Consider the following 24,811-nt stretch of genomic DNA (forward strand, 5'->3'; position numbering starts at 1 on the left):
GCTCCCGATGCCCGGGAGATGCGCGTCCGTTGCCCGGGAGTTGGATGACAGCCACAAGGGCCTTCGGCAACAATGCAGTTGGCAGGCGCGGCAGGGGCTCGACGGGGGCATTGATGGACGATCTGGTGGAGTTCGCGACCGACGGCGGCACGCATGTCGTGCTGGCCGACGTGGAGGACGTGCACGGCTCGCACCTCGTCTCACGCGGCGAAGGACCGGTCCGGGCGGTCCGCACCTTCGAGGAGTCGCTCGCCGGGGCGCGCGCGGCGGCGGAGTCCGCGCTGCGGGTGTTCCGCGACGGGACCCTGCGCCCGGACTCGGTGGAGATCGAGTTCGGCGTGCGGATGTCGGCGGAAGCGGGCGCGGTGATCGTGAAGGGCACGGCGGAGGGCCACCTGGTGGTGCGCCTCGCGTGGACGCCGGACGGCCGCACCGCCGTGGCGACGCCGGAGTCCGCCCCCGCCCCTCCGGAGGCCACCCCCGCCCCATGAGCAGCGCATCGTGGCATGCCCGCATCGTGTGCGGGAGCGAGGTCGGCGCCGGGTTCCTCGTGTCGGAGCGGCACGTGCTGACCTGTGCGCACGTCGTCCGCGGCAGCGGCGGCACGCCCGTCACCGTCTCCTTCCCGCACCGCGAGGACCTCGGCGCGGTGGGTGCCGCCGTCGGGGCGCACGGCGGCTGGGACGGGCGCGGCGACGACGTGGGCGACCTCGCCGTCCTGGAGCTGGAGCGCGCGGTGCCGGTGCGGCCCGCCGAGTTCGCGGCGCCCGACGACGCGTACACGGAACCCCGCCCCCGGCTCCTCGTGTACGGATTCCCCAAGGGGTACCGCGAGGGCACCCTCGCCGAGTACCGCGCGACCGCCGCCCAGCGGATCGCCGACGAGTGGGTCCAGCTGGAGGCGTGGAGCGCCCACGGCCAGCCCCTGGCACCGGGGTTCAGCGGCGCGGCGGTGACCCTCGCGGACAGCAACCGGGTCGTGGGCATGGTGTCGGCCGCCACCCGCGCGTCCAGCGGCGTACGCAACGGACGGATGCTGCCCACTTCCGTCATGGCCCGCTACTGGCCCCCGCTCGGCGACCTGGTCCCCACCCCCGGCCATCAGCGGGCCGCGAAGGAACGGCTGCGCGCCCTGGTGGACCGGGCGGCGGACACCGGCGTGGGCCGCGACCCGGAGCGGCTGTACCGCGACGCGGTGGGCCCGCTCGGCCCGCCCGTGCCGCCGGAGGGCTTCGGCTCCCTCTGGTCGGCGGCCTGGTACGTACTCTCGGAGGTCGACGACCCGGACGCGGTGGCGCGCCTCGCCGACCGTCTCGCGGGCCTGCTCGAAGCGCCGTCGGCCCCCGCACCGCCGAAGCCCGGCGCGTTACCGGACTGGGCCCCCATCCTCATCGAGATCGACCACAGCGGTGCGGGCGACGACCAGCTCCTGGTCGAGGTGTCCGCGTACCGCGAGGGCCTGCGCCACCCCGTCGGCTCGCGCACCCTGGCCGCCGGTCACGTCCGCGCGTACGTCCAGGAGCTCGTCGACGACGCCTTCTCCCATCTCACCCCCGGTACGGACGAGTTGCTGGCCTTCGTGCTGCCGCGTGCGCTGCTCAACTGGCCGGTGGCCCAGTGGGAGTGCGGTGCCGACGACCCGACCCCGCTCGGCTGCTCGTACCCCCTGGTCGTGACCGACCGGTCCCGTCGCAAGGGCGGCCTGCGGCACCGCCTCGCCCGCAAGTGGGAGCACCTGGACGACCACCGCACGACCGTCCTGCACCGCGTCGAGTGCGGCACCCAGGAGAAGCCGAACAAGCTGCGGTTCCGGCTGCGGAGCGACGGCGCGGATCTGGCGGGGTTCGCGGCGCCGCCGCGCGGCGACCGTGCGGGGCCCGACGCCGAGGTGACGCACTTCGACGTCTCGCTGACCGCGCCGGTGCCGGTCCTCCTGTGGCCGCGCACGGGCTGCGCCGACCCCGGGCACCGGAGCGACACGAGCTGCGCGGGCTCCGACTTCCTCGACCGCATCGCAGCCCACGTCGAAGGCCACCCGCCTACCGAACTCCCCCGCACCATCCTGACGTTGCGCGAGACGGCGGAGGCCTCGGACGAGCCGGACACCCACTGGGCGCGGGGCGTCCAGCTCCTCTGGGACGACCCGCGCTGCTTCCCCGACGCACCCGCCGCCCACCACCGCTCCCCCGTCGCCTGAGCCCGTCGCAGTACGCCTGAGTCCGACGCCCGAATACGGAGAACCCCGATCATGTCCCTGTGGCCCGTCTACACCGGTACGAACGAGCCCCACGACGGGATCAACGAGCTGCCCGAGCCGCCGCCCTGGCGGGCCTTCGACGGCGGCCCGGTCCTCGACACGCCCACGGACGACGGCTCGGCGACCTCCCCGGACCGCGTGCACCGGGCGCACACGTACCGGGCCACGGAGACCTGCGTCCAACTGGTCAACGCCGCGCTGTACTTGCGGCGACCACTCCTGGTGACGGGCCCTCCCGGCAGCGGCAAGTCGAGCCTCGCCTACGCGGTGGCCAGGGAGTTGGGCCTCGGCCCGGTCCTGCGCTGGAACATCACGAGCCGCAGCGCCCTGCACGACGGCCTCTACCAGTACGACCCGCTGTCGCGCCTCTACGCGGCGGGGCGAGCACCCAGGGCGCGGGCGGCCCGGGACGGCGCGGGCGTCGAGGACCACCTCCGCCTGGGCCCGCTGGGCACCGCCCTCCTCCCCTACCGCCGCCCCCGCGCGCTCCTCATCGACGAGATCGACAAGAGCGACCTCGACCTGCCCAACGACCTCCTGAACATCCTGGAGGAGGGCCAGTACGAGATCCCCGAGCTGGTACGGATCGCCAAGCACACCCCGAAGGCCGAGCTCCTGGCCGACGGCTCGGACGACCCGGTGAGGGTCGAGCGCGGCCGGGTGCGCTGCCGGGCCTTCCCCTTCGTCGTCCTGACCAGCAACGGCGAGCGCGAGTTCCCGCCCGCGTTCCTGCGCCGCTGCGTCACGCTGCGCCTGCGCCAGCCGCGCGACGAGCACCTGGAGGAGATCGTCCGGGCCCACCTCGGCGAACCCGACGCCTACGCCCGCACGCTCATCGCCCGCTTCCTGGAACGCGGCACCGGCGGCGAACTCGCCACGGACCAACTCCTGAACGCGATCTACCTGACCGGCGCGGCAGGCATCGACGCAACCTCCCGCGACGAACTCGCCCGCCAGCTGATGCCGTATCTGACCCAGGCCGCAGACCTGGACCCGAATGCACTCTGACCGGCCCCGACACCGGGGCCCTGTGACGCAACTCGCCGATCTCCTCGCGGAGACGGCGGGCGACGCACGGCAGTTGATCGCGTACCTGCCGCAGGACACGGATCCGGGCCCCGATGCGCGCTGACCCGCCCCCGCACCGGGGCCCCGTCGCGCGGCTCGCCGATCTTCTCGCCCAGGCGGCTGACGGCGCACGTCCGACATCGGTCGAGCTGGCCGAACTGCTGTGGCTTGCGGGGCAGATGGGCGGTGGTGAGGTGACGCCGCCGGATGCCTCCGACGTCGTGCCGTCCACGCCGCCACCCGCGCCGCCTTCGGAGGACCCGCCGCGCCCACAGCCCGCCGAACCCGAGCCTGCCCCCGCACCGGACGACCGGGTGCCGCTGCGGCTGCCGACTCCGGCGGGCTGTGACGCCTCAGGGGTGCCCGCCTCGTCTGCGGTCCCGGCGGGCGCGCCGGACGCGACCGCTCACACTCCGGTCCGGGTCCCCGTCCCCCCGATGGTGACGCACCCCCTCACGCTGCAACGCGCCCTGCGTCCCCTGAAGCGCCGCGTCCCCTCCCCCGTGGGGCAGGTCATCGACGAGGAGGCCACGGCCCACCGCATCGCCCGCCTGGGCGGCCACCCGCGTGGCTGGCTTCCGGTTCTGCGCCCCGCCGAAGAGCGCTGGCTGCGCCTGTGCCTGGTGTACGACGCGGGTCCCACGATGCCGATCTGGCGCCCCCTGGTCCACGAACTCCACACGGCGCTCGCCCAGTCCGGCATCTTCCGCACGGTGGAGCTGCACCGGGCGGAGCCGGACGGCACGGTGCCGCCCCAGGCCGCCCACGCCCCCGCGTCGGGCCGCACGGTCACCCTCGTGATCAGCGACTGCATGGGCCCGCAGTGGCGGCAGGGCGCGGCCGGCACCCGCTGGTACCGCACGCTGCGGCGCTGGGCGGCGCAGCTGCCGGTGGCCGTGATCCAGCCACTGCCGGAACGCCTCTGGCGCGCCACGGCGCTGCCCACGACTCCGGGCTCGCTCACGGCACCGTCCCCCGCGGCACCGTCCGCGGCTCTCTCCTTCACTCCGTACGCCGCCTCGGAGGCGCCGCCCGCCGGGGCGGTGCCGATCCCGGTCCTCGAACCCGCCGGGCCGTGGCTCGCCCACTGGTCTGCGCTGGTGGCGGACGCGGGTGGGGCGCAGCTGCCGGGGGCGGTGGGGTGGCTCGGCCCCGGCCCGCAGCCTCCGGCGCTTGATGCCGGTGCCTCGGACATCGGCGACCTCAGCGCCGAGGACCTCGTACTCCGCTTCCGCTCGACGGCGTCCCCGGCGGCCTTCCGCCTGGCGGGCCATCTGGCCGTGGGCGAGCCACAGTTGGGGGTGATGCGGCTCGTTCAGGCCGCGGTGGAGGAACACCCGCGCCCGCAACACCTCGCGGAGGTGATCCTCAGCGGGATGATGCTGGCTTCGGACACGGACCCCGGGTCGTACGAATTCCGCGACGGGGTGCGGGAGTTGCTGCTGCGCACTCTGCCGCGTACCGCTCGCGGTCGTACGCGGGAACTCCTCGCCCGGGTGGGCGGACTGATCGACGATCGAGCGGGGACGGCCCCCGGGGAGCTGCGGGCGGTGGCGTCTTCGCCCGGCGGGGGAGCGGCTCCTGTGGGGGAGCCTTTCGCGACGGTCACTCCGGAGAGTGTGCGGCAGTTGGGGGGAGCTTCGCCCCTGGTCGCGGGACGGTACCGACTAGTGAGAGGAACCGGACGCTTCTCGACATGGCTCGCGCAAGACACAAGGCACGGCGATCAGACAGTACTGGTGCGGCGCTATCCGCAGCCTGCGCAGTGGCTGCATCTGAGCTTCAAGGACCGCGCGCGCGAGCTCTCCCGGTTCCGTCACGAGAATGTGGCGGCCATTCTCGACTTCGGCGTCGAGGGCGACGTACCTTACCTGGTCAGTGAGTTCGTCGACGGGCACAGCCTGCGCAACCGGCTCTCGCGCTCTCCGTACGGCCTCCCCCCTGACCAGCTCATGGCACTGATCCCCCCGCTGGCCGGGGCAGTCAATGCTCTGCATGCCGCAGGCCTGACCCATGGCGCCATCTCCACCTCGTCCGTCATCGTCACAACGCGCGGCCCGGTACTGACCGGCCTGGAGGTCTCCTCCCCCCAGCACTCGAGTACCAAGTTCGACCTTCACGCCCTCAGCCGCGTCGTCGGCGAGATGTGCGGCGGACTTGGGCATCAGACGGCGCAACAACTCCCCTTAGCGCTCGACGACCTGGCCCTGCCCGAGCACATCGAATACCGCATGCAGCACTCCCTGCGTGACCTCGCATCCGAGGAACCGGAGCGCCGACGCCTCGGCATCGACCAACTGATCAACCTCACTACGGAGCCCCCGCGGCAGGACCGTTCCTACTCCCTCCTGGGCCCCCTCCAAGTGACCCAAAACGGCCACCCCCTGCACATCGAATCCCCCGAGGAGCAAGCACTCCTCTGCATGCTCCTACTCAAACGCGGTCGCCTCGTCCCGCACGACGAAGTGATCGAGGGAATCTGGGGCCCACCCTCCAACGAAACCGCGTACAGCGACCTGCGCGCGTGCGAGCGCCGCCTCGCCAGAACGCTGGCCCCGGAGACCTTCGTCTCCGGGGACGACGGCTACACCCTCCCCCTGCCCTCAGGCCCCGACCGCGTCGACCTTTTCCACTGCCAGCGGCTGGCCGCGGACGCCCAGGCCGCCTATTTCGCGGGGGACTTCACCCGCTCCCGGGAACTCGTGCGGTCCGCCCTAGACCTGTGGCGCGGCACCCCACTGGCCGATGTCCCCGGCCCCGCAGCCCTCGCCACCCGCACCACCATCGCCGAGTTGCGGCAGTCCCTGCTGCATACATGGGGCGACCTGGACCGGGAGCAGGGCTTTGCTGCCCGGAGTGACGACGAACTCGCCGAGCTTCTCCGGGAGTTCCCCTACACGGAGGACGAGGTCCTCGCCCCCCACGAAGAACTCCCCGGCGAGCAGCTCGACGACCTCGGCGTCAGCCGTGAGCTGCCGGACGACCAGCCGACGCCCCCAGGAACGACCCTCACCTTCGAATATCTGACCCGCCCCTCCGGCCTCCAGTCGGAGATCCTGCACAAGCTGGGCCGGGAGATCGCGCATCTGCTCATCACCGGCGGCATCGGCCCCGACCACTTCGAGCTGCTGCCCCGCCCCCGTGGCTGGGACGTGGCTGTCGCACCGGAGGTCCAGGTCCTGCACGTACTGACTGCGGCGCTCCACCAACTGGCGAGCGTCTTCGAGCAGTTGCCGGACATCGGGCTGGGTGTCACCGTCACCCACGAGCCGGACCCCACCGTGGCGCCCCTGACGTTCCCCGCCGAGCTGCGGCACGTCTTCGACCGGCCTGGAAGCCGCGCCTTGGTGATCGTCTCCAACGATCTGCACGATAGGCTCCGCCGCTCGGGCCGTATGGGCGACGCCCGGTTCGAACCGGTCCCACAGTCCGACGACTGGTACTGCGAGGTGGTGGCCACACCGCCCGCCGGCCCCCGGGCAACTCCCTGGCCGACCTCCGTCGACACGCTGATCCTCGGCTTCGACGGGACCCTGATCAGCCTCTATCCGGGCAAGGCGGCCCGTGAGGGTGCCCGCGCTCTCGTCGCGCTCGCCGTCGAACAGCGCGACGTCGAGGCGGCCCTGGCGGGCGAGGCCACCCTGCCGGGGCTGCCGAACGGCGTCGGCACCTGGAGCGAGGGCCGACTGCACCCCCTGGACGTGCTCCGCGCGTACGGAGGATCCACCCACCAGCAGCTCGCACGGGACATGAGCCTCCAGCTCGAGCGGATCGAGACGCGGGCGGCCCGCACCGGAAAGCCCACGCCGCACGCCACCAGGCTGCTGCGCGCCCGGCCGGGCCGCCCCCGTATCGCCATCGCCACCGATGTCTCGCCGCGCGCCGTCGCTGCGTACCTGAAAGCGCATGAACTCCCCCACCCGGACGGCGGAGTCCACGGTCGCAGCGAGTTCCTCCGGCTCCTGCTGCCCGACCCTGACTGCCTGCGCCGCGCGCTGCAACAGCTGGGCTCGCCTCCGGACGGGTGTCTGATGGTCGGAGCCTCCGTGCTCGAGGCGGCCGCGGCCCGGAGCCTGGGCATCCCGTTCGTCGGGTACGCCCCCGACGAACGGACCGGCAGAGGGCTCCTGGCCGCCGGAGCCGTCGGCACCATCGGCTCCCTGCGGGAACTGGACGTCACCCGGCGCCCCACATGACCCTCACGCCTCCGGCGCCCCAGCGTCATACCGGGCGAACCTGCGCCACCGCAGCGCCAGCAGCCCCACGGCGACGACGCACGCGATGCCGCCGCCCACGACCGCGAGGCCCGGGGACCCCAGATCACCCACCGACCCCGCGATGAAGTCCCCGAGCCGGGGGCCGCCCGCCACCACCACGATGAAGACACCCTGCAGCCGTCCCCGCATCTCGTCCGGCACGGCCGCCTGCAGCATCGTGCTCCGGAACACCATCGAGATGGTGTCCGCGCAGCCCGCGAGCGCGAGGAAGAACAGCCCGAGCCACAGGTTCCGCGTCAGGCCGAAGACGGCGATCGCCGTGCCCCACCCGGCCACCGCGAGGAGGATCGCCAGCCCGTGCCGCCGGACCCGCCCCAGCCACCCGGAGAACACCGCGCCGAGCAGCGCGCCGACCGCGGGCGCGGCGACCAGCAGGCCCACCGTCTTCGCGTCGCCCCCGAACCACACCACCGCCACGGCGGGGAACAGCGCACGGGGGTGCGCCAGCACCATCGCGCACATGTCAGTGAAGAACGTCATCCGCAGGTTCGGCCGCGTGGCCAGGAACCGCAGGCCGTCCAGGACCGAGGCCCGCTTCCTGGGCACCCCCTCCACCGCACCCTCGGGCCGCATCGCGGGCAGCCGCCACATCGCGTACAGCGAGGCGCTGAAGGCCACCGCGTCCACCGTGTAGGCCGCCTGATAGCCCCACAGGCCGACGATGAGCCCGCCCAGCATGGGGCCGAGCATCGCGCCTCCTGTCGTCGTGATCGACGACAGGGCGTTGGCCGCTGGCAGCTGCTCCGGCGGAAGGAGCCGCGGGATCATCGACGAGCGCGCCGGCGAGTTCAGCGCCCCGCAGACCGCCTGCAGCGCGACCACGGAGTACAGGAACCACACGTGGTGGAAGCCGGCGAACGCGGCCGACGCGAGGCCCAGCGAGAGGGCGCACGAGCCGAGCGACGAGCAGAGGCCCAGCTTCCGCCGGTCCACGGTGTCCGCGATCGCGCCCCCGTACAGGCCGAAGACCACGAGGGGGACCAACGAGAAGAGGCCCACGAGGCCGACCGAGAAGCTGGAGTGCGTGATGTCGTAGACCTGGAGGGAGACCGCGAGCGCGGTCATCGCCTGGCCGATCCAGGAGATCGTGTTGCCGAACCAGAGGCGGCGGTAGTCGACGGACGTACGCAAAGGAGTCAGATCGGCGAGTATCCGCCTTTTCGTGACGGACCCCTGAGGCTCCACTGGTAGCGGGGGCAGCGGGGGGTTGTTGTCGGCTTCGGGTATGTGGGAGCCGTCGGCTTCGTCTTCTTCCGGGGGCGTATGCGTCACACGCGATGCTAACTGCGTCGTCCCAGACGCGATCAAGACCACCCGTGCGGCGGCACCCCGCCCGGCTCAGCCCAACGCGCGCTCCGCCCTCGGCCACCGCACGATGCGAGACAGGACCGTCGTCCGACGGTCCGTACGGTCTGCGCTCTCGGGAGGATCTGCCATGACCGTCAGTCTGGAGCAGTTGCGTCGCTGCCACATCGCCGTCGACCTGGGTGCCGCGAGGACCCGGGTGTTCGTGAAGGGCGCGGGTCTCGTCGTCGACCAACCCAGCGCCGCCGCCGTGAACACCCGGACGGGCGCGCTCATCGCGGTCGGCCAGTTCGCCGAGCAGATGACGGGACGTACGCCGGGCTACATCCGGGTCGTACGGCCCGTCTCCGGCGGCACCGTCGTCGACATCGAGATGGCCCAGCGCATGCTGCGCCACCTCCTCGGCGAGAAGCTCCGCCGCACCCTGCGCCGCAAGCCGCGGCTGCGCGCCGCCGCCTGCACGCCGCACGACGCGGACCCGCTGGCGCAGCGTGCCGCCGTCGAGACGATGGTCGGGCTCGGGGCGCGCAGGGTCGAGCTGGTGGACACCCTCATCGCGGCGGCGGTCGGCTGCGGGCTGCCCGTCGAGCGGCCGGAAGCGACCATGATCCTGGTGTGCGGGGCGGCGACCACACAGGTCGCGGTGTTGTCCCTGGGGTCGATCGTCACGGCCCAGCGGATCCCGGTCGGCGGCGAGGCCATCGACCACGCGATCGTCCAGCACCTGCGCCACCACCACGAGCTGATGCTGCCCAGCCAGTCGGTACGTCCGCTGCAGCTCGCCCTGCGCGGCAACGGCCTCACGTCACAGGGGCCCGAGTCGACGGAGATCCACGGCCGTGACGTGGCCACGGGGCTCGCCCGGTCGGTGCACGTGGATACCGCCGCCGTCCGCGACGCGATCCACACCCCGCTCACCGCCGTACTGGACGGCATCGGCAAGGTGCTGCGGGACTGCCCGCCGGATCTGGTGGCCGACCTGGCCGATCGCGGGATCATGATGGTCGGCGGCAGCGCGCTGCTCCCGGGGCTCGACCAGATGCTGCGGGACGCGACGGGGATGCCGGTGGAGATCGCCGAACGGCCCGACGTGTGTGCCGTGCTCGGGCTCGGGGCGATGCTGGAGGGCAAGATCCAGCCGCTGGTCCTCAACCCGCTCTCCGGCTGACTCCGGGCTTCCGCAGAGCTCCCGTATGTCGATGACCGTGCAGCTGATCGGCTCCGCGCTGATCCTGCTCGCCTTCGTCCTCGCCCAGGCGGGCAGGCTCGGCACGGACACCTGGCCCTACCTCTGGCTGAACTTCACCGGTTCCGGGCTCACCGCGGGTGATGCTCTGTACGAACGTCAGTGGGGATTTCTGCTTCTGGAGGGGGCGTGGATGGTGGTCTCGTTGCTGAGCCTGGTCAAGAAGGCGCGGGGCGGCGGGGCGGGACCGGGGCCGAGCGGCGCCGCGCGATGAACGGCGACGACCTGCCGCTGCCCCTGGTGCCCCTCCTGGACGCGGTGCTGGGCGTCGGCTCGGACCTCGAACTGCACACCACACTCCAGCACATCGTGGAGAGCGCGACCGAGCTGACCGGCGCCCGGTACGGCGCGCTCGGCGTCATCGACCCCGGGCACGGCAAGCTGACCGACCTGTTCACCGCGGGCCTGACCACGGCCGAGCGCGAACGCATCGGCGCCCTCCCCGACGGCCACTCGGGCCTCCTGGGCACCCTGATCCGCGAGCCGCGGCCGCTCCTCCTGGACGACCTGACGGCGGACCCGCGCTCGTGCGGGGTCCCGCCGGGGCACCCGGAGATGCACAGCTTCCTGGGCGTGCCGGTGAACGTCCACGACGAGGCGTTCGGCAACCTCTACCTCACCGAGAAGCGCGCGGGCCGCTTCACGGAGGACGACCTCCAGCTGCTCCGCGTCCTGGCGAGCCAGGCGGGCATCGCCATCGGCAACGCCCGCCTGTACGAGGCGGCCAGGCAGCGCGAGCGGTGGATCGACGGCGCGGCGGCGGTCACCACGGCCCTGCTCACCGGCGAACCGGCGGCCGACGCCCTGATGACGGTCGCCGAGCAGGCCCGCATCCTCGCGAGCGCCTCGGCGGGGGTGATCCTGCAGCCCACGGACCAGGGCGGCATGCGGATCGTCGCGGCTGCGACGGAGGCGGAGGACGGCCTCAGACCCCCGAGCGAGGCGGAGGTGCACCCCCACGCCCTCCAGAACGACCTCATCGGCACGACCATCGAGCCCGGCAGCGCGGTCCTCGAGCAACTGCTCGGGGGTGAGCCGGTGTTCATCGAGGACTCCGCGACCGACCCCCGGATGACCACGCATGTGCGGACCAACTTCGGGCCCAGCATGATGCTGCCGCTCCAGGCGGGCGGGCGGCTCATCGGGACGCTCGCGCTGCCCCGCCGCAGGGGCGAGCGCGCCTACACCTCCGTGGAGCGTCTCCTGGCCACGCAGTTCGCCTCACAGGCCGCCCTGGCCCTGGTCCTTGCGGACGCACAGCAGAGCCGGCAGCGCCTCGCGGTCTTCGAGGACCGCGACCGCATCGCACGCGACCTGCACGACCTCGTCGTCCAGCGGCTCTTCGCCACCGGCATGATGCTGGAGTCGACCCGGCGCAGGGACACCTCGCCCCAGGTGGAGTCCACGCTCGACCAGGCCGTGGACGAGCTGGAGTCGACCATCCAGGAGGTCCGTACGGCGATCTTCGCGCTCCAGCAGCCGCCGGCCGACGCCCCGACCACGTTCCGCGGCAAGGTGCTCCGCGAGACGGCTGGCGCGGCGGCCGTGGTCGGCGTGCAGCCCTCCGTGCACTTCACCGGCGCTGTCGACGCCCGCGTCACGGACCCGGCGGCGGGCCATCTCCTCGCCGCCCTGCGCCGCGCCCTGGCCGCCGCGTCCCGCCGCCCCGACGTGACGCGCATCGAGGTGGCGGTGGACGCGCGGGCGACGCTGCCGGACGGCCGGACGGGGGTACGTCTGACGGTCTACGACGACGGCACGACGGACGGTGTCGGATCGGGCACGACGACCACCTGGCAGGCACCGCTCTAGACGGCTCTGGACGGCGGCCGTCCGCCCTGGGCAGGGCCCTTGCCTAAGCCGCCTCGTACTGGTGTGAGGGGCCGCCGCGCCACGTGACCCACGCGGGATCGTCCAGGAGTTCCTCCGCGTCCGGCAGCCCGGCCACCCGCAGGAACTCGACCACGTCCGCGTCCGAGTGCGCGAGGCCGAGGATCTGCCCGTGGACCGTCACCCGGCGGCCTCCGGTGCCTGAGGGGGGATGCACGGCCACCGGGGCGGCTGCCGTGGATCCGGCGTGCGCGTTCAACGCCGCTTCCGCGATTGCGTGTACCAGGCCGCTGCCAGGCCGATGACCACCAGGACGATCAATATCTTCATGAGGCCCTGCTGCCCCGGATCCCGGGCCTGAAGCTCACCCGCGCGTCACTTCAAAGAGAAGGACGGGGAGGTTTGCGCTGTTGACGCAGGTGGAATCGTTCCTGCGCCCCAGCGCTTCGGTGGGGCGGGTGGGACTCGAACCCACGGCCGACGGATTATGAGTCCGCTGCTCTAACCGGCTGAGCTACCGCCCCTAACGGCGCGTCGCGCACATTTGTGCGCGCCGTCTGCCGCAGCATAGCCGCTCATACGATCTCCTGCTTCGGATGGTCGGCATCGCTCGACCATGAGGACCTCAGTGCTGCCCGCATGGTTCCACCAGGCACGAAAAAGGACCCCTGAGGGCAATCCCAGGGGTCCTTCCTCACAGCTCTCCCGACTGGACTCGAACCAGTAACCTGCCGGTTAACAGCCGGCTGCTCTGCCAATTGAGCTACAGGAGACCGAGCTCCCCCGACTGGACTCGAACCAGTAACCTGCCGGTTAACAGCCGGCTGCTCTGCCAATTGAGCTACAGGGGATCGTCTCGTTGCATCGAACGCAGCTACCTGGGAACTCTCCAGGCGGCGGGCGGTCGCTGCGACACATACATTAGCGCAAGCAGGGGGGTGCTCCGCCAATCGGTATCCCCACCGCATCCCCACCGCCCCCACGGGGCAACAGACGAGCGAACAGACGATCGATGCCGAGGCAAGGGAAGGGTGGCAGCCATGCGCTACCGGCTCACATTCGTCGCGGGAGTGGCTCTCGGGTACGTGCTCGGTACCCGGGCAGGCCGCGAACGCTACGAGAAGCTGAAGAAGTCCGCCCGCGAGTTCGCGCAGAACCCGGCCGTGCGCAACACGGTGGAGTCCGCGACACAGCAGGGCCGCGACGTGGCGGGCAAGGCCTTCCACTCCGTGTCCGAGAAGGTCGGCGACCGGGTCCCCGACTCGGTGGCCGACCGGGTGCGGTCGCTGCGCGAGCGCGGGCAGGGCAGTGGCGAGGACGACTGGGGCACCAGCAATACGTGACCGGGGCGGCTCCTGGGAGCTGAGGTACGGGACACGTCGCGCGGTGCGGCAGAATTCCTGGCATGGGGATAGTCGCAGGGTTGGACAGTTCGCCCGATTTCACGCGCATCGTGGTCTGTGACGCGGACACGGGCGCCGTACTCAAGCAGGGCTATGCCCCGCATCCGACGGAGGGCCCCGATGGAGGCGGCCGTCCGTCGGACGTGGATCCGCAGGCCTGGCTGCTCTCGCTCGGTGAGGCAGCGGGCGGCGGGCTGCTCGAAGGCGTGCAGGCGATCGGCGTCTCCGCGCAGCAGAACGCGGTCGTCCCCCTGGACCAGCACGGCAACACCGTGCGGCCCGCGCTCGTCGGCAACGACCGGCGGGCGCAGGTCGCCGCAGCCGACCTGATCGACGGACTCGGCAGCCGCGAGGCCTGGGCGCAGGCCGTCGGCTGCGTCCCGCAGGCGGCGCACCCCGTGACGAAGCTGCGCTGGCTGGCGAAGAACGAGCCGGAGGCGGCGCAGCGCGTCGCCTCCCTCATGCAGGCGCACGACTGGCTGGTGTGGCAGCTGCTCGGGCGGCCCGCGCGGCGCACGAGCGACCGGGGCGGAGCCTCCGGGACCGGCTACTGGTCGGCGGCGACGGGTACGTACCGCCCCGATCTCGTCGAGCTCGCGCTCGGCCACCAGGCGATGCTGCCCGAGGTGATCGGTCCCGCCGAGGCGGCGGGGACGACGCCCGAGGGGCTGCTGATCTCGGCGGGGACCGGCGAGACGATGGCGGCGGCGTTCGGGCTCGGGGTCCAACAGGGCGACGCGGTCGTCTCGTTGGGGGCTTCGGGGTCCGTGATGGCCGTGCACCACGAGGCCCTGGTCGACGCGAGCGGGACGATCACCTCGCTCGCGGACGCCACCGGCATGCATCTGCCGGTGGTGCACACGCTGAACGCCGTGCGGGTGCTGCGCGGCGCGGCCGAGATGCTCGGGGTGTCCGATCTGGAGGGGCTCTCGGAGCTGGCCATGAAGTCGACGCCGGGAGCGCACGGGCTCGTACTCCTGCCGTATCTGGAGGGTGAGAAAACGCCGAATCTGCCGCACGCGGCGGGCACCCTGACCGGGCTGCGGCGGGAGTCGATGCGGCCCGAGCATCTGGCGCGGGCGGCCTTCGAGGGCATGCTGTGCGGGCTCGGGGACGCGCTGGACGTGCTGCGGGGCCGGGGCGTGGAGGTGCGCCGGGTCTTCCTGCTCGGCGCGGCGGCCGAGCTGCCGGCGGTGCAGGCCGCGGCGCCGATGCTGTTCGGCACGCAGGTCGTGGTGCCGCAGCCCGCGGACTACGCGGCGATCGGTGCGGCGCGGCAGGCGGCCTGGGCGCTGAACGGCCAACTGCCCTACTGGCAGGGGGCGACCGCGCAGGTATTCGAGCCGGGCGATGAGCACGCCGTGGGGCAGGCGGTGCGACAGCAGTACCGGACCGTGCGGGAGCAGACCCATCCCGGGGCATTCGAGGCGAGCGGCTACTGAGGGGCGCCCCGTCAGGGGGCGCCGGGAGCCGTTCTGTACTCGGGCAACATTTTTACCCGGTCATGGCTTAATCGGTTGCGCATGCCCGGGTGCGGTATCGGAGTATGGGGGCGACTCCGCCCGAAACCCCGTCCACGCCTCTCGAGAGACCCCGTGCTCATACGACTCCTACGGGCCCATCTGGGTCCGTACAAGAAGCCCATCGCCCTGCTGGTGCTGCTGCAGTTCCTGCAGACCTGCGCCTCGCTCTATCTGCCCACGCTCAACGCCGACATCATCGACGAGGGTGTCGTGAAGGGCGACACGGGCTACATCCTGTCGTTCGGCGGCATCATGATCGCCGTCACCGTCGCCCAGGTGGTCTGCAACGTGGGCGCCGTCTACTACGGCGCCCGCACCGCGTCCGCGCTCGGCCGCGACGTCCGGGCCGCCGTCTTCGACCGCGTGCAGTCGTTCTCCGCACGGGAGTTGGGGCAGTTCGGCGCGCCGTCGCTGATCACCCGGACCACGAACGACGTCCAGCAGGTGCAGATGCTGGTCCTGATGACGTTCACGCTGATGGTGTCGGCGCCGATCATGTGCGTCGGCGGCATCATCATGGCCCTCGGCCTCGACGTACCGCTCTCGGGAGTCCTGGTCGCGGTCGTGCCCGTCCTCGCGATCTGCGTGAGCCTGATCGTGAAGCGGCTCCGCCCGCTCTTCCGCACCATGCAGGTGCGCCTGGACACCGTGAACCGCGTGCTGCGCGAGCAGATCACCGGCAACCGCGTCATCCGCGCCTTCGTCCGCGACGAGTACGAGCAGGACCGCTTCCGGCGGGCCAACGCCGAGCTGACCGAGGTGTCGCTCGGCACCGGCAAGCTGCTCGCCCTGATGTTCCCGATCGTCATGACCGTCGTGAACGTCTCGTCGATCGCCGTGGTGTGGTTCGGCGCGCACCGCATCGACAGCGGTGGCATGCAGATCGGGGCGCTCACCGCGTTCCTCGCGTATCTGATGCAGATCGTGATGTCCGTGATGATGGCCACCTTCATGTTCATGATGGTGCCGCGCGCCGAGGTCTGCGCCGAGCGCATCGAGGAGGTCCTGGACACCGAGAGCAGCGTGGTGCCCCCGGCCTCCCCCGTACGGAAGCTGCTGCGCCACGGCCACCTGGAGATCCGCGACGCGGGCTTCCGCTACCCCGGCGCCGAGGAGCCCGTCCTGAAGGCCGTCGGCCTGGTCGCCCGGCCCGGTGAGACGACCGCCGTGATCGGCTCGACCGGCAGCGGCAAGTCGACGCTGCTCAGCCTCGTGCCGCGGCTCATCGACAGCACCGAGGGCGAGGTCCTGGTGGACGGCGTGCCCGTGCACACCATCGAGCCCGCGCTGCTCGCCAGGACGGTGGGCCTGGTGCCGCAGAAGCCGTACCTCTTCGCCGGCACGGTCGCCACCAACCTCCGCTACGGAAATCCGGACGCGACGGACGAGGAGCTCTGGCACGCCCTGCGGGTGGCCCAGGCCAAGGGCTTCGTGGAAAGCCTGGAGGAGGGCCTGAACGCGCCCATCTCGCAGGGCGGCACGAATGTCTCCGGCGGTCAGCGCCAGCGCCTCGCGATCGCCAGGACCCTGGTGCAGCGCCCCGAGATCTATCTCTTCGACGACTCCTTCTCGGCCCTCGACTACGCGACCGACGCCGCCCTGCGCGCCGCGCTCGGCCGCGAGACCGCCGAGGCGACCGTCGTGATCGTCGCCCAGCGCGTGTCGACGATCAGGGACGCCGACCGCATCGTCGTCCTCGACGAGGGCCGGGTCGTGGGGACGGGACGCCATCACGAGCTGATGGAGAGCAATGAGACCTACCGGGAGATCGTGCTCTCCCAGCTGACGGAAGCGGAGGCCGCGTAATGCCCCCTGGTGGCATGGGTGGACCCATGATGGGCCCGGACTCCAAGTCCATGGACTTCAAGGGCTCCGGCAAACGGCTCCTCACGCAGTTCAAGCCGGAACGCGCCACGATGTACGGGATGCTCGGCGCCGGAGTGCTCAGCGTGGGGCTCAGCGTGCTCGGCCCGAAGATCCTCGGCAAGGCGACCGACCTGCTCTTCGCGGGCATCGTCGGCCGTGACATGCCGGACGGCATCACCAAGGACCAGGCCATCGAGAGCCTGCGCGACAAGGGCGACGGCGGCATGGCCGACATGCTCTCCGGGGTCGACTTCACGCCCGGCAAGGGCATCGACTTCGGCGCCATGGGCGAGGTGCTGCTCCTCGCGCTCTGCACGTTCCTGATCGCCGGCCTGCTGATGATGGTGGCCACGCGGCTCTCGAACCGTGCCATCAACAAGACGGTCTTCCGGATGCGCGGCGACGTCCAGGCGAAGCTGTCGCGGCTGCCGCTCGCGTACTTCGACAAGCGGCAGCGCGGTGAGGTGCTCAGCCGGGCGACGAACGACCTCGACAACATCGGCCAGACCCTGCAGCAGACCATGGGCCAGCTGGTGAACTCGCTGCTGACCATCGTCGGCGTACTGGTGATGATGTTCTACGTCTCGCCGCTGCTGGCCCTGGTGGCACTGATCACCGTGCCGCTGTCGTTCTTCGTGGCGACGAAGGTCGGCAAGCGGTCGCAGCCGCAGTTCGTGCAGCAGTGGAAGACCACCGGCAAGCTCAACGCGCACATCGAGGAGATGTACACCGGGCACACCCTGGTGAAGGTCTTCGGGCGCCAGGAGGAGTCGGCGAAGGCCTTCGCCGAGCAGAACGACGCGCTGTACGAGGCCGGGTTCAAGGCGCAGTTCAACAGCGGGGCCATGCAGCCGCTGATGTTCTTCATGTCGAACATCAACTACGTCCTCGTGGCGGTCGTCGGTGGCCTGCGGGTCGCGTCCGGCGCGCTGTCGATCGGTGACGTGCAGGCCTTCATCCAGTACTCGCGGCAGTTCTCGATGCCGCTCACGCAGGTCGCGTCGATGGCGAACCTGGTGCAGTCCGGTGTCGCGTCCGCCGAGCGGGTCTTCGAGCTGCTCGACGCGGACGAGCAGGAGGCCGATCCGGTGCCGGGGATGCGTCCCGACCAGCTGCGCGGCCGGGTTGAGATGGAGAAGGTGTCCTTCCGCTACGAGGAGGACAAGCCGCTCATCGAGGACCTGTCCCTGAAGGTCGAGCCGGGCCACACGGTGGCGATCGTCGGACCGACCGGTGCGGGCAAGACCACGCTGGTCAATCTGCTGATGCGGTTCTACGAGGTCACAGGCGGGCGCATTACGCTCGACGGGGTCGACATCGCGAAGATGTCCCGCGACGAACTGCGGGCCGGCATCGGCATGGTGCTCCAGGACACCTGGCTGTTCGGCGGCACCATCGCGGAGAACATCGCGTACGGGGCGGCCAAGGACGTCACCCGCGAGGAGATCGAGGAGGCGGCGCGGGCGGCACACGCCGACCGCTTCTGCCGCACGCTGCCCGACGGCTACGACACGGTGATCGACGACGAGGGCACGGGGGTGAGCGCGGGCGAGAAACAGCTGATCACGATCGCGCGGGCGTTCCTGTCCGACCCGGTGATCCTGGTCCTCGACGAGGCGACCAGCTCGGTCGACACCCGTACCGAGGTGCTCATCCAGAAGGCCATGTCGCGGCTCGCCCACGGGCGGACCTCGTTCGTCATCGCCCACCGTCTCTCCACGATCCGCGACGCGGACACGATTCTGGTGATGGAGGACGGCGCGATCGTCGAACAGGGCACGCATGACGCCCTGCTGGCCGCGGACGGGGCCTATGCCCGTCTGTATGCCGCTCAGTTCGCGCAGGCCGTGGCCGAGGTCGACTAGGCGGGCTGTACCGACTGGCAAACTAGTCGAGGTAGCCGCGCAGTTGGTCCGCGAAGGCGTGGTCCCGCAGCTTGTTGAGGGTCTTGGACTCGATCTGGCGGATGCGTTCTCGTGTCACGCCGAAGATCCGGCCGATCTCCTCCAGGGTGCGGGGCCTGCCGTCCGCGAGGCCGTAGCGCAGCTGGACCACCTTGCGTTCGCGCTCGCCGAGCGTGGAGAGCACCGCTTCCAGGTGCTCGCGCAGCAGGAGGAAGGCCGCCGATTCGACGGGGCTCGTCGCGTCGCCGTCCTCGATGAGGTCGCCGAGCGCGACATCGTCCTCCTCGCCCACGGGCGCGTGCAGCGACACCGGTTCCTGTGCCAGGCGCAGGACTTCGCTGACCCGCTCGGGCGCCAGGTCCAGCTGGGCGGCGACCTCCTCGGGGGTCGGTTCGTACCCCCGCTCCTGGAGCATGCGGCGCTGGACGCGGACGACGCGGTTGATGAGCTCCACGACATGCACGGGGACGCGGATGGTGCGGGCCTGGTCGGCGAGGGCCCGCGACATCGCCTGGCGGATCCACCAGGTGGCGTACGTGGAGAACTTGTAGCCGCGTGCGTAGTCGAACTTCTCGACCGCCCTGATCAGGCCCAGGTTTCCCTCCTGGACGAGGTCCAGCATGGTCAGCCCGCGCCCCACGTACCGCTTGGCGACGGAGACGACCAGGCGGAGGTTGGCCTCGATCAGGCGGCGCTTGGCCATCCGGCCCAGGACGACCAACTTGTCGAGGTCGAGCGCGAGTTGTGAGTCGAGGTCGGTGGCGAGGCGCAGCTTCTCCTCGGCGAACAGACCGGCCTCGACCCCGCGGGCGAGTTCCACTTCCTCCGCCGCCGTGAGCAGGGAGATCCGGCCGATCTCGCGCAGATACTGGCGGAACAGGTCGGACGACGGGCCGCCGCTGTCGGCGCGGCTACGGGGGGCCGGCTGGGGCACCTCACTGCTGTCCGGTTCGAGCGCCTCCGGGGCGTCCGGGGGCTCGGGGGCGGCTTCCGCTTCAGGGCTTTCGGGACCTGCCTCCGGGTGCCGTGCGGCGTGACTCTGCGTCGGAACGGCCGCGATGACGTCCGTATCCACCGCCGCCGCTTCCGCGGCAACGGCGGTCTCGGTCTGGCTGAGGGTCTGGGTCTGCACGGGGGCGACCTCCATGATGATCGCTGCTGAGGCGTGCGGCTGCGGTACAGCGGGATCGGCTTCGACGGCCTCGCCGCTGTCCGTCCCGAACACGATGTGTGGAATCGCGGGTTCACCGGAACCGCATCCGCTGTCTGCGGGCCGGCCGCGCTCCGAGGACTCAGGCACCGGAACCCAGTGTGGGGTACGACACACGGCCGCCACGAGGGGCGTGCGGTGACTTTTTGAGACCGGTGCGTGACCGCGTGGTTACCCGACGGGTAACCAGCCGGGCGCTATCCGAACCTCAGAGCGCGTCCGCGCCGCGCTCGCGCAGCGCCTGCGCGTACTGCTGGAGGACCCACAACTCGTTCTGCACGGCCGTCAGTTGCGCGGGGTCGCCCTGCGCGCTCAGGCGGGTCAGGCTGCCCTGGACATCACGGATGCGGCGGTCGACGGCGCGCAGCCGGACCTGGACGAGCTGGATGCCCGCATACATCTCGTCCACCGATCTGCGCAGGATCGCCTCGACGGCCAGCTCGGTGACCATGGCGCGGACCGTGTCGTCCGGTGCCGCGTCCAGGACGCGGGCGAGATAGGTCTGCGACTCGGGGATCCCGGCCTCGGCGCCGCCCGCCTCCTCGATGCACTGGCGCACCGCCGCGTACGGAGGGGCGGTGAACTCGTCCACGCCGTACGCGTCGAAGGCCGGGGAGACCAGCTCCGGGCGCTGCAGGGCCAGTTTGAGCAGCTCGCGCTCGGTGCGGTGGGCGGGGCTGCGCAGGGTCAGCGCGGGGCCGGAGGGCCCGGACGGCGCCGACGCCCCGTACTGCTGGTTGTGCTGCGGGCGCTGCTGCTGCGGGGCCGGGCCCCGGCCGCCCCGGTCACGGGCCCAGCGCGCGAGCTGGGCGACGCGCTTGACCACGAACTGGGTGTCCAGGATGCCGAGCATCCCGGCGAGCTGGACGGCCACCTCGTGCTGCGCGCCGCTGTTCTTGATGCGGGCCACGACCGGCGCCGACTCGTCCAGGGCTGCGGCGCGGCCCGCGGGGGTCTCCAGGTCGTACCGCCCGACGATCTGGCGCAGCGCGAACTCGAAGAGCGGCGTGCGGGGTTCGACGAGGTCGGCGACCGCGCCGTCCCCCTTGGCCAGGCGCAGCTCGCAGGGGTCCATGCCGTCGGGCGCGATGGCGATGTACGTCTCGGCGGCGAACTTCTGGTCGTCCTCGAAGGCGCGCAGGGCGGCCTTCTGGCCTGCCGCGTCACCGTCGAAGGTGAAGATCACCCGCGCCGAGCCGTTGTCCATCAGGAGGCGGCGCAGGATCTTGATGTGGTCGCCGCCGAAGGCGGTGCCGCAGGTCGCGATGGCCGTGGTGACACCGGCGAGGTGGCAGGCCATGACGTCCGTGTACCCCTCGACGACGACCGCGCGGGAGGTCTTGGCGATCTCCTTCTTGGCCAGGTCAACGCCGTAGAGCACCTGGCCCTTCTTGTAGATCGGCGTCTCGGGGGTGTTGAGGTACTTGGGGCCGTTGTCGTCGTCGCGCAGCTTGCGCGCGCCGAAGCCGACGACCTCGCCGCTGATGTCGCGGATCGGCCACATCAGACGGCCGCGGAAGCGGTCGATGGGGCCGCGGCGGCCCTCCTGGGAGATCCCGGAGAGGATGAGCTCCTTGTCGGTGAAGCCCTTGCCGCGCAGGAACCGGGTGAGGTGGTCCCAGCCCGCCGGGCTGTAGCCGACGGCGAAGTGCGCGGCGGCGGCCTGGTCGAAGCCGCGCTCGGCCAGGAACTTGCGGCCGATCTCCGCCTCGGGGCTCTCCAGCTGGTCGACGTAGAACTGCGCGGCGATCTTGTGGGCCTCGACGAGGCGGATGCGCTCGCCGCGCTGGCTCGTGGGGTTGTAGCCGCCCTCTTCGTACCGCAGGGTGATGCCCGCCTGGGCGGCGAGGCGCTCGACCGTCTCCGAGAAGGTGAGGTGGTCGATCTTCATCACGAAGGCGATCGTGTCGCCGCCTTCCTGGCAGCCGAAGCAGTGGAAGAGACCCTTGCTCGGGCTGACCTGGAAGGACGGTGACTTCTCGTCGTGGAAGGGGCACAGACCCTTGAGGTTGCCGCCGCCCGCGTTCCGCAGCTGGAGGTAGTCGGAGACCACGGCGTCGATCGGGACCGCGTCCCGAACCGCCTTCACGTCCTCGTCATTGATCCTGCCTGCCACGTAGGAATACTACGGCCCTGTTGTGACACTCCCGCCCGGCCCGTCACCCGAGCAGCGACTCCAGGGGGACGGACGGGTCGGAGAGGGACTCGGCCGGGGGCCTCGCCCCCGCGCGGATCAGCTTCTGGATGGTGTCCGTGACGTCCCACACATTGACGTTCATGCCCGCGAGGATCCGTCCCTCGCTGAGCCAGAAGGCGACGAACTCCCGCTTCCCCGCGTCACCTCGGACCACGACCTGGTCGTACGTCCCCGGCGGCGCCCAGCCCGAGTACTCCAGGCCCACGTCGTACTGGTCGGAGAAGAAGTAGGGCACGCGGTCGTACGTGACGTCCTGGCCGAGCATGGCGCGGGCCGCGGCCGGGCCGCCGTTCAGGGCGTTCGCCCAGTGCTCCACGCGCAGCCTCGTGTCGAAGAGCGGGTGCTGGACGGCGGCCACGTCACCCGCCGCGAAGATGTCCGGGTCCGAGGTCCGCAGGGAGGCGTCGACCACGACACCGCCGCCGTGCGCCCGGTCGGCGATTTCCAGACCGGCCGCTTCGGCGAGCCCGGTGCGCGGGGCGGCGCCGATCGCGGCGAGGACGTCGTGCGCCGGGTGCTCCTCGCCGTCGTCCGTGCGGGCGGCGAGGACCAGACCGTCCTCCCCCGCGATCTCGGTGAGGGTGGCGCCGAAGTGGAAGCGCACGCCGTGCTCGGCGTGCAGGTCGGTGAACATCTGGCCGACCTCGGGGCCCAGGACCGCGTGCAGCGGGGTGGCCTGCGCTTCGACGACGGTGACCTCCGCGCCGTACGTCCGCGCGGCGGCGGCGACCTCCAGGCCGATCCAGCCCGCTCCGGCGATCACCAGGTGGCCGTTGTCGCGGCCGAGACTGGCCAGAACCTGCCGCAGCCGGTCGGCGTGCGCGAGGCGGCGCAGGTGGTGCACGCCCACCAGGCCGGTGCCGGGGACGTCGAGGCGGCGCGGCTCCGCGCCCGTGGCCAGAAGCAGCTTGTCGTAGTGGATGACGTCGCGGTCACCGAGACGGACGGCCTTGGCCTCGCGGTCGATGGAGACGACGGTCTGGCCCAGGTGCAGCTCGACGTCCGACTGCGCGTACCAGGAGGGTTCGTGGACGAATACGCTGTCGCGCTCCTCCTTGCCCAGGAGATATCCCTTCGACAGGGGTGGGCGCTCGTACGGGTGGTCGCGTTCGTCGCCGATGAGGATCACCCGGCCGGTGAAGCCCTCGGACCGGAGTGTCTCGGCCGCTTTCGCGCCCGCGAGACCTCCTCCGACAATGACGAACGTCTGATCCGCGTCGACCACTTGATGCCTCCTCAAAGCCTTGCCGTCAGGGGGGAGCGTCCCGCACGGAGCGTGATGGGGGAAGGGGTTGCGACCCGATCCGGCCAGTTTTCGTCACGCCCCGTGGTCGATCGGTTCATTCCGCATATGTCAGGGCCCTCTGTGTCAAGGGTGTCCTGCCGTGAGCCGCGCGTGCAGGGAGCGCGCGGCGGCGTCCGTGAGGGACGCGATCTGGTCGACGACCACGCGCAGGGCCGCGCGGTCGTCGCGCGCCGTGTCGTAAAGGGCGCGGAACTGCGGGTCGAGTCCTTCGGGGGCGCGGGCCGTGAGCGCCTCGGCCAGTTCGGCGACGACGATCCGCTGGTCGGCGCGGAGCCGCTCCTGGGCGGGGCGCTGCATCACATAGCGGTCGGCGACGGCCTTGAGGACCGCGCACTCGTGGCGGGCCTCGCGCGGGACGACGAGCTCGGCGGCGTACCGCGTCAGGGGGCCCGTGCCGTACCGCGCGCGGGTGGCGCTCTCCGCGGCGAGGCAGAAGTGGCCGATGAGCTGGCTGGTGGCGTCCTTCAGGCGGCCCTGGGCGATCGCCGAGCCGTCGTACCCATGCGGCCACCACTCCTGGTCCAGGAGACGGTCGAGGGCTTCGGAGAGCTCTTCGGGGTCGGTGTCCGCGGGCACGTACCGGCCGATGGCGACGGCGAAGATGTCCCGGCGCTCGGGCTCGGCGTGCAGCAGGTTCGGGTCGAGGTGCCCGGCGTGCAGGCCGTCCTCGATGTCGTGCACCGAATACGCCACGTCGTCCGACCAGTCCATGACCTGGGCCTCGAAGCACGTCCGGCGCCCCGGGGCCTCCTTGCGGACCCAGTCGAAGACCGGCCTGTCGTCTTCGTAGACCCCGAACTTGGGGGAATCCGGGTCGGTGGGGTGGGCGCCGCGCGGCCAGGGGTACTTGGTGGCGGCGTCCAGGGCGGCACGGGTGAGGTTGAGCCCCACGCTGACCAGTTCGTCCGTCTCCTCGCTGCGGACGAAGCGCTTCGGCTCGATGCGGGTGAGGAGGCGCAGCGACTGGGCGTTGCCCTCGAAACCGCCGCAGCTCTCGGCGACTTCGTTCAGCGCCTGCTCGCCGTTGTGCCCGAACGGCGGGTGGCCCATGTCGTGCGAGAGGCAGGCCGTCTCCACCAGGTCGGGGTCGCAGCCGAGGGCGGCGCCGAGCTCGCGGCCGACCTGGGCGCACTCCAGGGAGTGCGTCAGACGGGTACGGGCGCTGGCGTCCCACGCCTCGTTGCTGCGCGTGCCCGGGGTGACCACCTGGGTCTTGCCCGCGAGCCGGCGCAGCGCGGAGGAGTGCAGGACGCGCGCGCGGTCGCGCTGGAAGGCCGTGCGCCCCGGCCGTTTGTCCGGCTCGGCGGCCCATCGCTCGACGGCGGCCTTGTCATAGACCGCTTCCTGGGACGCGCCAAAGGATGCCTCGTCGGCGTGCGTGTTCGGTGCAGTGCCTTCCATGCACCGACAGTAAACGCA

Annotated in this window: 17 protein-coding genes and 3 tRNA genes; 11 read left to right on the forward strand and 9 right to left on the reverse strand. The window is 71.5% G+C overall.

The genetic code is table 11. The annotated features are described in order from the left end of the window. Positions 1-113: 113 nt before the first annotated feature. The 4 genes from AB0E78_RS03885 (at position 114) to AB0E78_RS03900 (ending at position 7,521) form a co-directional block, all read left to right on the forward strand. A complete protein-coding gene (locus AB0E78_RS03885; RefSeq protein ID WP_361827816.1) occupies positions 114-491 on the forward strand; it encodes a CU044_2847 family protein in 378 nt (125 codons plus the stop codon). Next, complete coding sequence (locus AB0E78_RS03890; protein ID WP_361827818.1) at positions 488-2,197, forward strand: trypsin-like peptidase domain-containing protein; 1,710 nt, start codon at positions 488-490, stop codon at positions 2,195-2,197. Before AB0E78_RS03885 ends, AB0E78_RS03890 begins: the two co-directional genes overlap by 4 nt. A gap of 51 nt (positions 2,198-2,248) precedes the next feature. After that, a complete protein-coding gene (locus AB0E78_RS03895) occupies positions 2,249-3,265 on the forward strand; it encodes a MoxR family ATPase (protein WP_361827821.1) in 1,017 nt (338 codons plus the stop codon). A 113-nt stretch (positions 3,266-3,378) separates the two neighbouring features. After that, positions 3,379-7,521: an SAV_2336 N-terminal domain-related protein gene (locus tag AB0E78_RS03900; RefSeq protein ID WP_361827824.1), complete on the forward strand. Its 4,143-nt coding sequence runs from the start codon at positions 3,379-3,381 to the stop codon at positions 7,519-7,521. Between the two features lie 3 nt (positions 7,522-7,524). Here AB0E78_RS03900 and AB0E78_RS03905 read toward each other — a convergent pair whose 3' ends face one another. Continuing rightward, positions 7,525-8,787, reverse strand: coding sequence for an MFS transporter (locus AB0E78_RS03905; protein ID WP_361828534.1), 1,263 nt, complete (start codon positions 8,785-8,787; stop codon positions 7,525-7,527). Positions 8,788-9,037: 250 nt separating this feature from the next. Between AB0E78_RS03905 and AB0E78_RS03910 the strand changes: the two genes are divergently transcribed. From AB0E78_RS03910 to AB0E78_RS03920, 3 genes are read left to right on the forward strand one after another with little or no spacing between them, the layout of a single operon-like run. Further along, the gene (locus AB0E78_RS03910) at positions 9,038-10,075 is read left to right on the forward strand and encodes a rod shape-determining protein (protein ID WP_361827826.1); all 1,038 of its coding nucleotides are present in this window, start codon (positions 9,038-9,040) and stop codon (positions 10,073-10,075) included. A gap of 31 nt (positions 10,076-10,106) precedes the next feature. After that, the gene (locus AB0E78_RS03915) at positions 10,107-10,367 is read left to right on the forward strand and encodes a hypothetical protein (protein ID WP_361827829.1); all 261 of its coding nucleotides are present in this window, start codon (positions 10,107-10,109) and stop codon (positions 10,365-10,367) included. Further along, complete coding sequence (locus AB0E78_RS03920) at positions 10,364-11,965, forward strand: GAF domain-containing protein (RefSeq protein WP_361827832.1); 1,602 nt, start codon at positions 10,364-10,366, stop codon at positions 11,963-11,965. The genes AB0E78_RS03915 and AB0E78_RS03920 overlap by 4 nt, the downstream gene beginning before the upstream one ends. 43 nt (positions 11,966-12,008) lie before the next feature. Here AB0E78_RS03920 and AB0E78_RS03925 read toward each other — a convergent pair whose 3' ends face one another. The 4 genes from AB0E78_RS03925 to AB0E78_RS03940 form a co-directional block, all read right to left on the reverse strand. After that, positions 12,009-12,242: a hypothetical protein gene (locus AB0E78_RS03925; protein ID WP_361827835.1), complete on the reverse strand. Its 234-nt coding sequence runs from the start codon at positions 12,240-12,242 to the stop codon at positions 12,009-12,011. Positions 12,243-12,433: 191 nt separating this feature from the next. After that, positions 12,434-12,507 (reverse strand) — tRNA-Ile (locus AB0E78_RS03930). 176 nt (positions 12,508-12,683) lie between these two features. Continuing rightward, positions 12,684-12,756 (reverse strand) — tRNA-Asn (locus tag AB0E78_RS03935). 5 nt (positions 12,757-12,761) lie between these two features. After that, positions 12,762-12,834 (reverse strand) — tRNA-Asn (locus tag AB0E78_RS03940). Between the two features lie 189 nt (positions 12,835-13,023). Between AB0E78_RS03940 and AB0E78_RS03945 the strand changes: the two genes are divergently transcribed. The 4 genes from AB0E78_RS03945 (at position 13,024) to AB0E78_RS03960 (ending at position 18,640) form a co-directional block, all read left to right on the forward strand. Further along, on the forward strand, positions 13,024-13,326 hold the full coding sequence (locus AB0E78_RS03945) for a YtxH domain-containing protein (RefSeq protein WP_361057864.1): 303 nt from the start codon (positions 13,024-13,026) through the stop codon (positions 13,324-13,326). Positions 13,327-13,388: 62 nt separating this feature from the next. After that, a complete protein-coding gene (locus AB0E78_RS03950; protein WP_361827838.1) occupies positions 13,389-14,828 on the forward strand; it encodes an FGGY family carbohydrate kinase in 1,440 nt (479 codons plus the stop codon). Between the two features lie 153 nt (positions 14,829-14,981). Beyond that, positions 14,982-16,715, forward strand: a complete 1,734-nt coding sequence (locus AB0E78_RS03955) for an ABC transporter ATP-binding protein (RefSeq protein WP_361827841.1) — start codon at positions 14,982-14,984, stop codon at positions 16,713-16,715. A gap of 14 nt (positions 16,716-16,729) precedes the next feature. Next, the gene (locus tag AB0E78_RS03960) at positions 16,730-18,640 is read left to right on the forward strand and encodes an ABC transporter ATP-binding protein (RefSeq protein WP_361827844.1); all 1,911 of its coding nucleotides are present in this window, start codon (positions 16,730-16,732) and stop codon (positions 18,638-18,640) included. 22 nt (positions 18,641-18,662) lie between these two features. On the opposite strand, the gene AB0E78_RS03965 is transcribed toward AB0E78_RS03960, so the two are convergent. The 4 genes from AB0E78_RS03965 to AB0E78_RS03980 all read right to left on the reverse strand — a co-directional run bounded on the left by AB0E78_RS03965 (position 18,663) and on the right by AB0E78_RS03980 (position 24,793). Next, the gene (locus AB0E78_RS03965) at positions 18,663-19,979 is read right to left on the reverse strand and encodes an RNA polymerase sigma factor (protein ID WP_361827847.1); all 1,317 of its coding nucleotides are present in this window, start codon (positions 19,977-19,979) and stop codon (positions 18,663-18,665) included. Between the two features lie 118 nt (positions 19,980-20,097). Further along, complete coding sequence (gene dnaG, locus AB0E78_RS03970; RefSeq protein ID WP_361827850.1) at positions 20,098-22,005, reverse strand: DNA primase; 1,908 nt, start codon at positions 22,003-22,005, stop codon at positions 20,098-20,100. Between the two features lie 43 nt (positions 22,006-22,048). Continuing rightward, positions 22,049-23,311 (reverse strand): FAD-dependent oxidoreductase, encoded by a 1,263-nt coding sequence (locus tag AB0E78_RS03975; protein ID WP_361827853.1) that lies wholly within the window; start codon positions 23,309-23,311, stop codon positions 22,049-22,051. 144 nt (positions 23,312-23,455) lie between these two features. After that, positions 23,456-24,793 carry a deoxyguanosinetriphosphate triphosphohydrolase gene (locus AB0E78_RS03980; protein ID WP_361827855.1) on the reverse strand — a complete coding sequence of 446 codons (1,338 nt, stop codon included), beginning with the start codon at positions 24,791-24,793 and terminating at the stop codon, positions 23,456-23,458. Between the last annotated feature and the right edge of the window lie 18 nt (positions 24,794-24,811).

This window comes from Streptomyces sp. NPDC032198, from assembly GCF_040636975.1.
In the GTDB taxonomy this organism is placed as follows: domain Bacteria; phylum Actinomycetota; class Actinomycetes; order Streptomycetales; family Streptomycetaceae; genus Streptomyces.

Coding starts and splice junctions, on each gene's coding strand:
- AB0E78_RS03960 (WP_361827844.1), top strand. CDS start 16,730: ATGGGTGGACCCATGATGGGCCCGGACTCCAAGTCCATGGACTTCAAG.
- AB0E78_RS03980 (WP_361827855.1), bottom strand. CDS start 24,793: ATGGAAGGCACTGCACCGAACACGCACGCCGACGAGGCATCCTTTGGC.
- AB0E78_RS03885 (WP_361827816.1), top strand. CDS start 114: ATGGACGATCTGGTGGAGTTCGCGACCGACGGCGGCACGCATGTCGTG.
- AB0E78_RS03895 (WP_361827821.1), top strand. CDS start 2,249: ATGTCCCTGTGGCCCGTCTACACCGGTACGAACGAGCCCCACGACGGG.
- AB0E78_RS03910 (WP_361827826.1), top strand. CDS start 9,038: ATGACCGTCAGTCTGGAGCAGTTGCGTCGCTGCCACATCGCCGTCGAC.
- AB0E78_RS03945 (WP_361057864.1), top strand. CDS start 13,024: ATGCGCTACCGGCTCACATTCGTCGCGGGAGTGGCTCTCGGGTACGTG.
- AB0E78_RS03920 (WP_361827832.1), top strand. CDS start 10,364: ATGAACGGCGACGACCTGCCGCTGCCCCTGGTGCCCCTCCTGGACGCG.
- AB0E78_RS03950 (WP_361827838.1), top strand. CDS start 13,389: ATGGGGATAGTCGCAGGGTTGGACAGTTCGCCCGATTTCACGCGCATC.
- AB0E78_RS03890 (WP_361827818.1), top strand. CDS start 488: ATGAGCAGCGCATCGTGGCATGCCCGCATCGTGTGCGGGAGCGAGGTC.
- AB0E78_RS03915 (WP_361827829.1), top strand. CDS start 10,107: ATGACCGTGCAGCTGATCGGCTCCGCGCTGATCCTGCTCGCCTTCGTC.
- AB0E78_RS03900 (WP_361827824.1), top strand. CDS start 3,379: ATGCGCGCTGACCCGCCCCCGCACCGGGGCCCCGTCGCGCGGCTCGCC.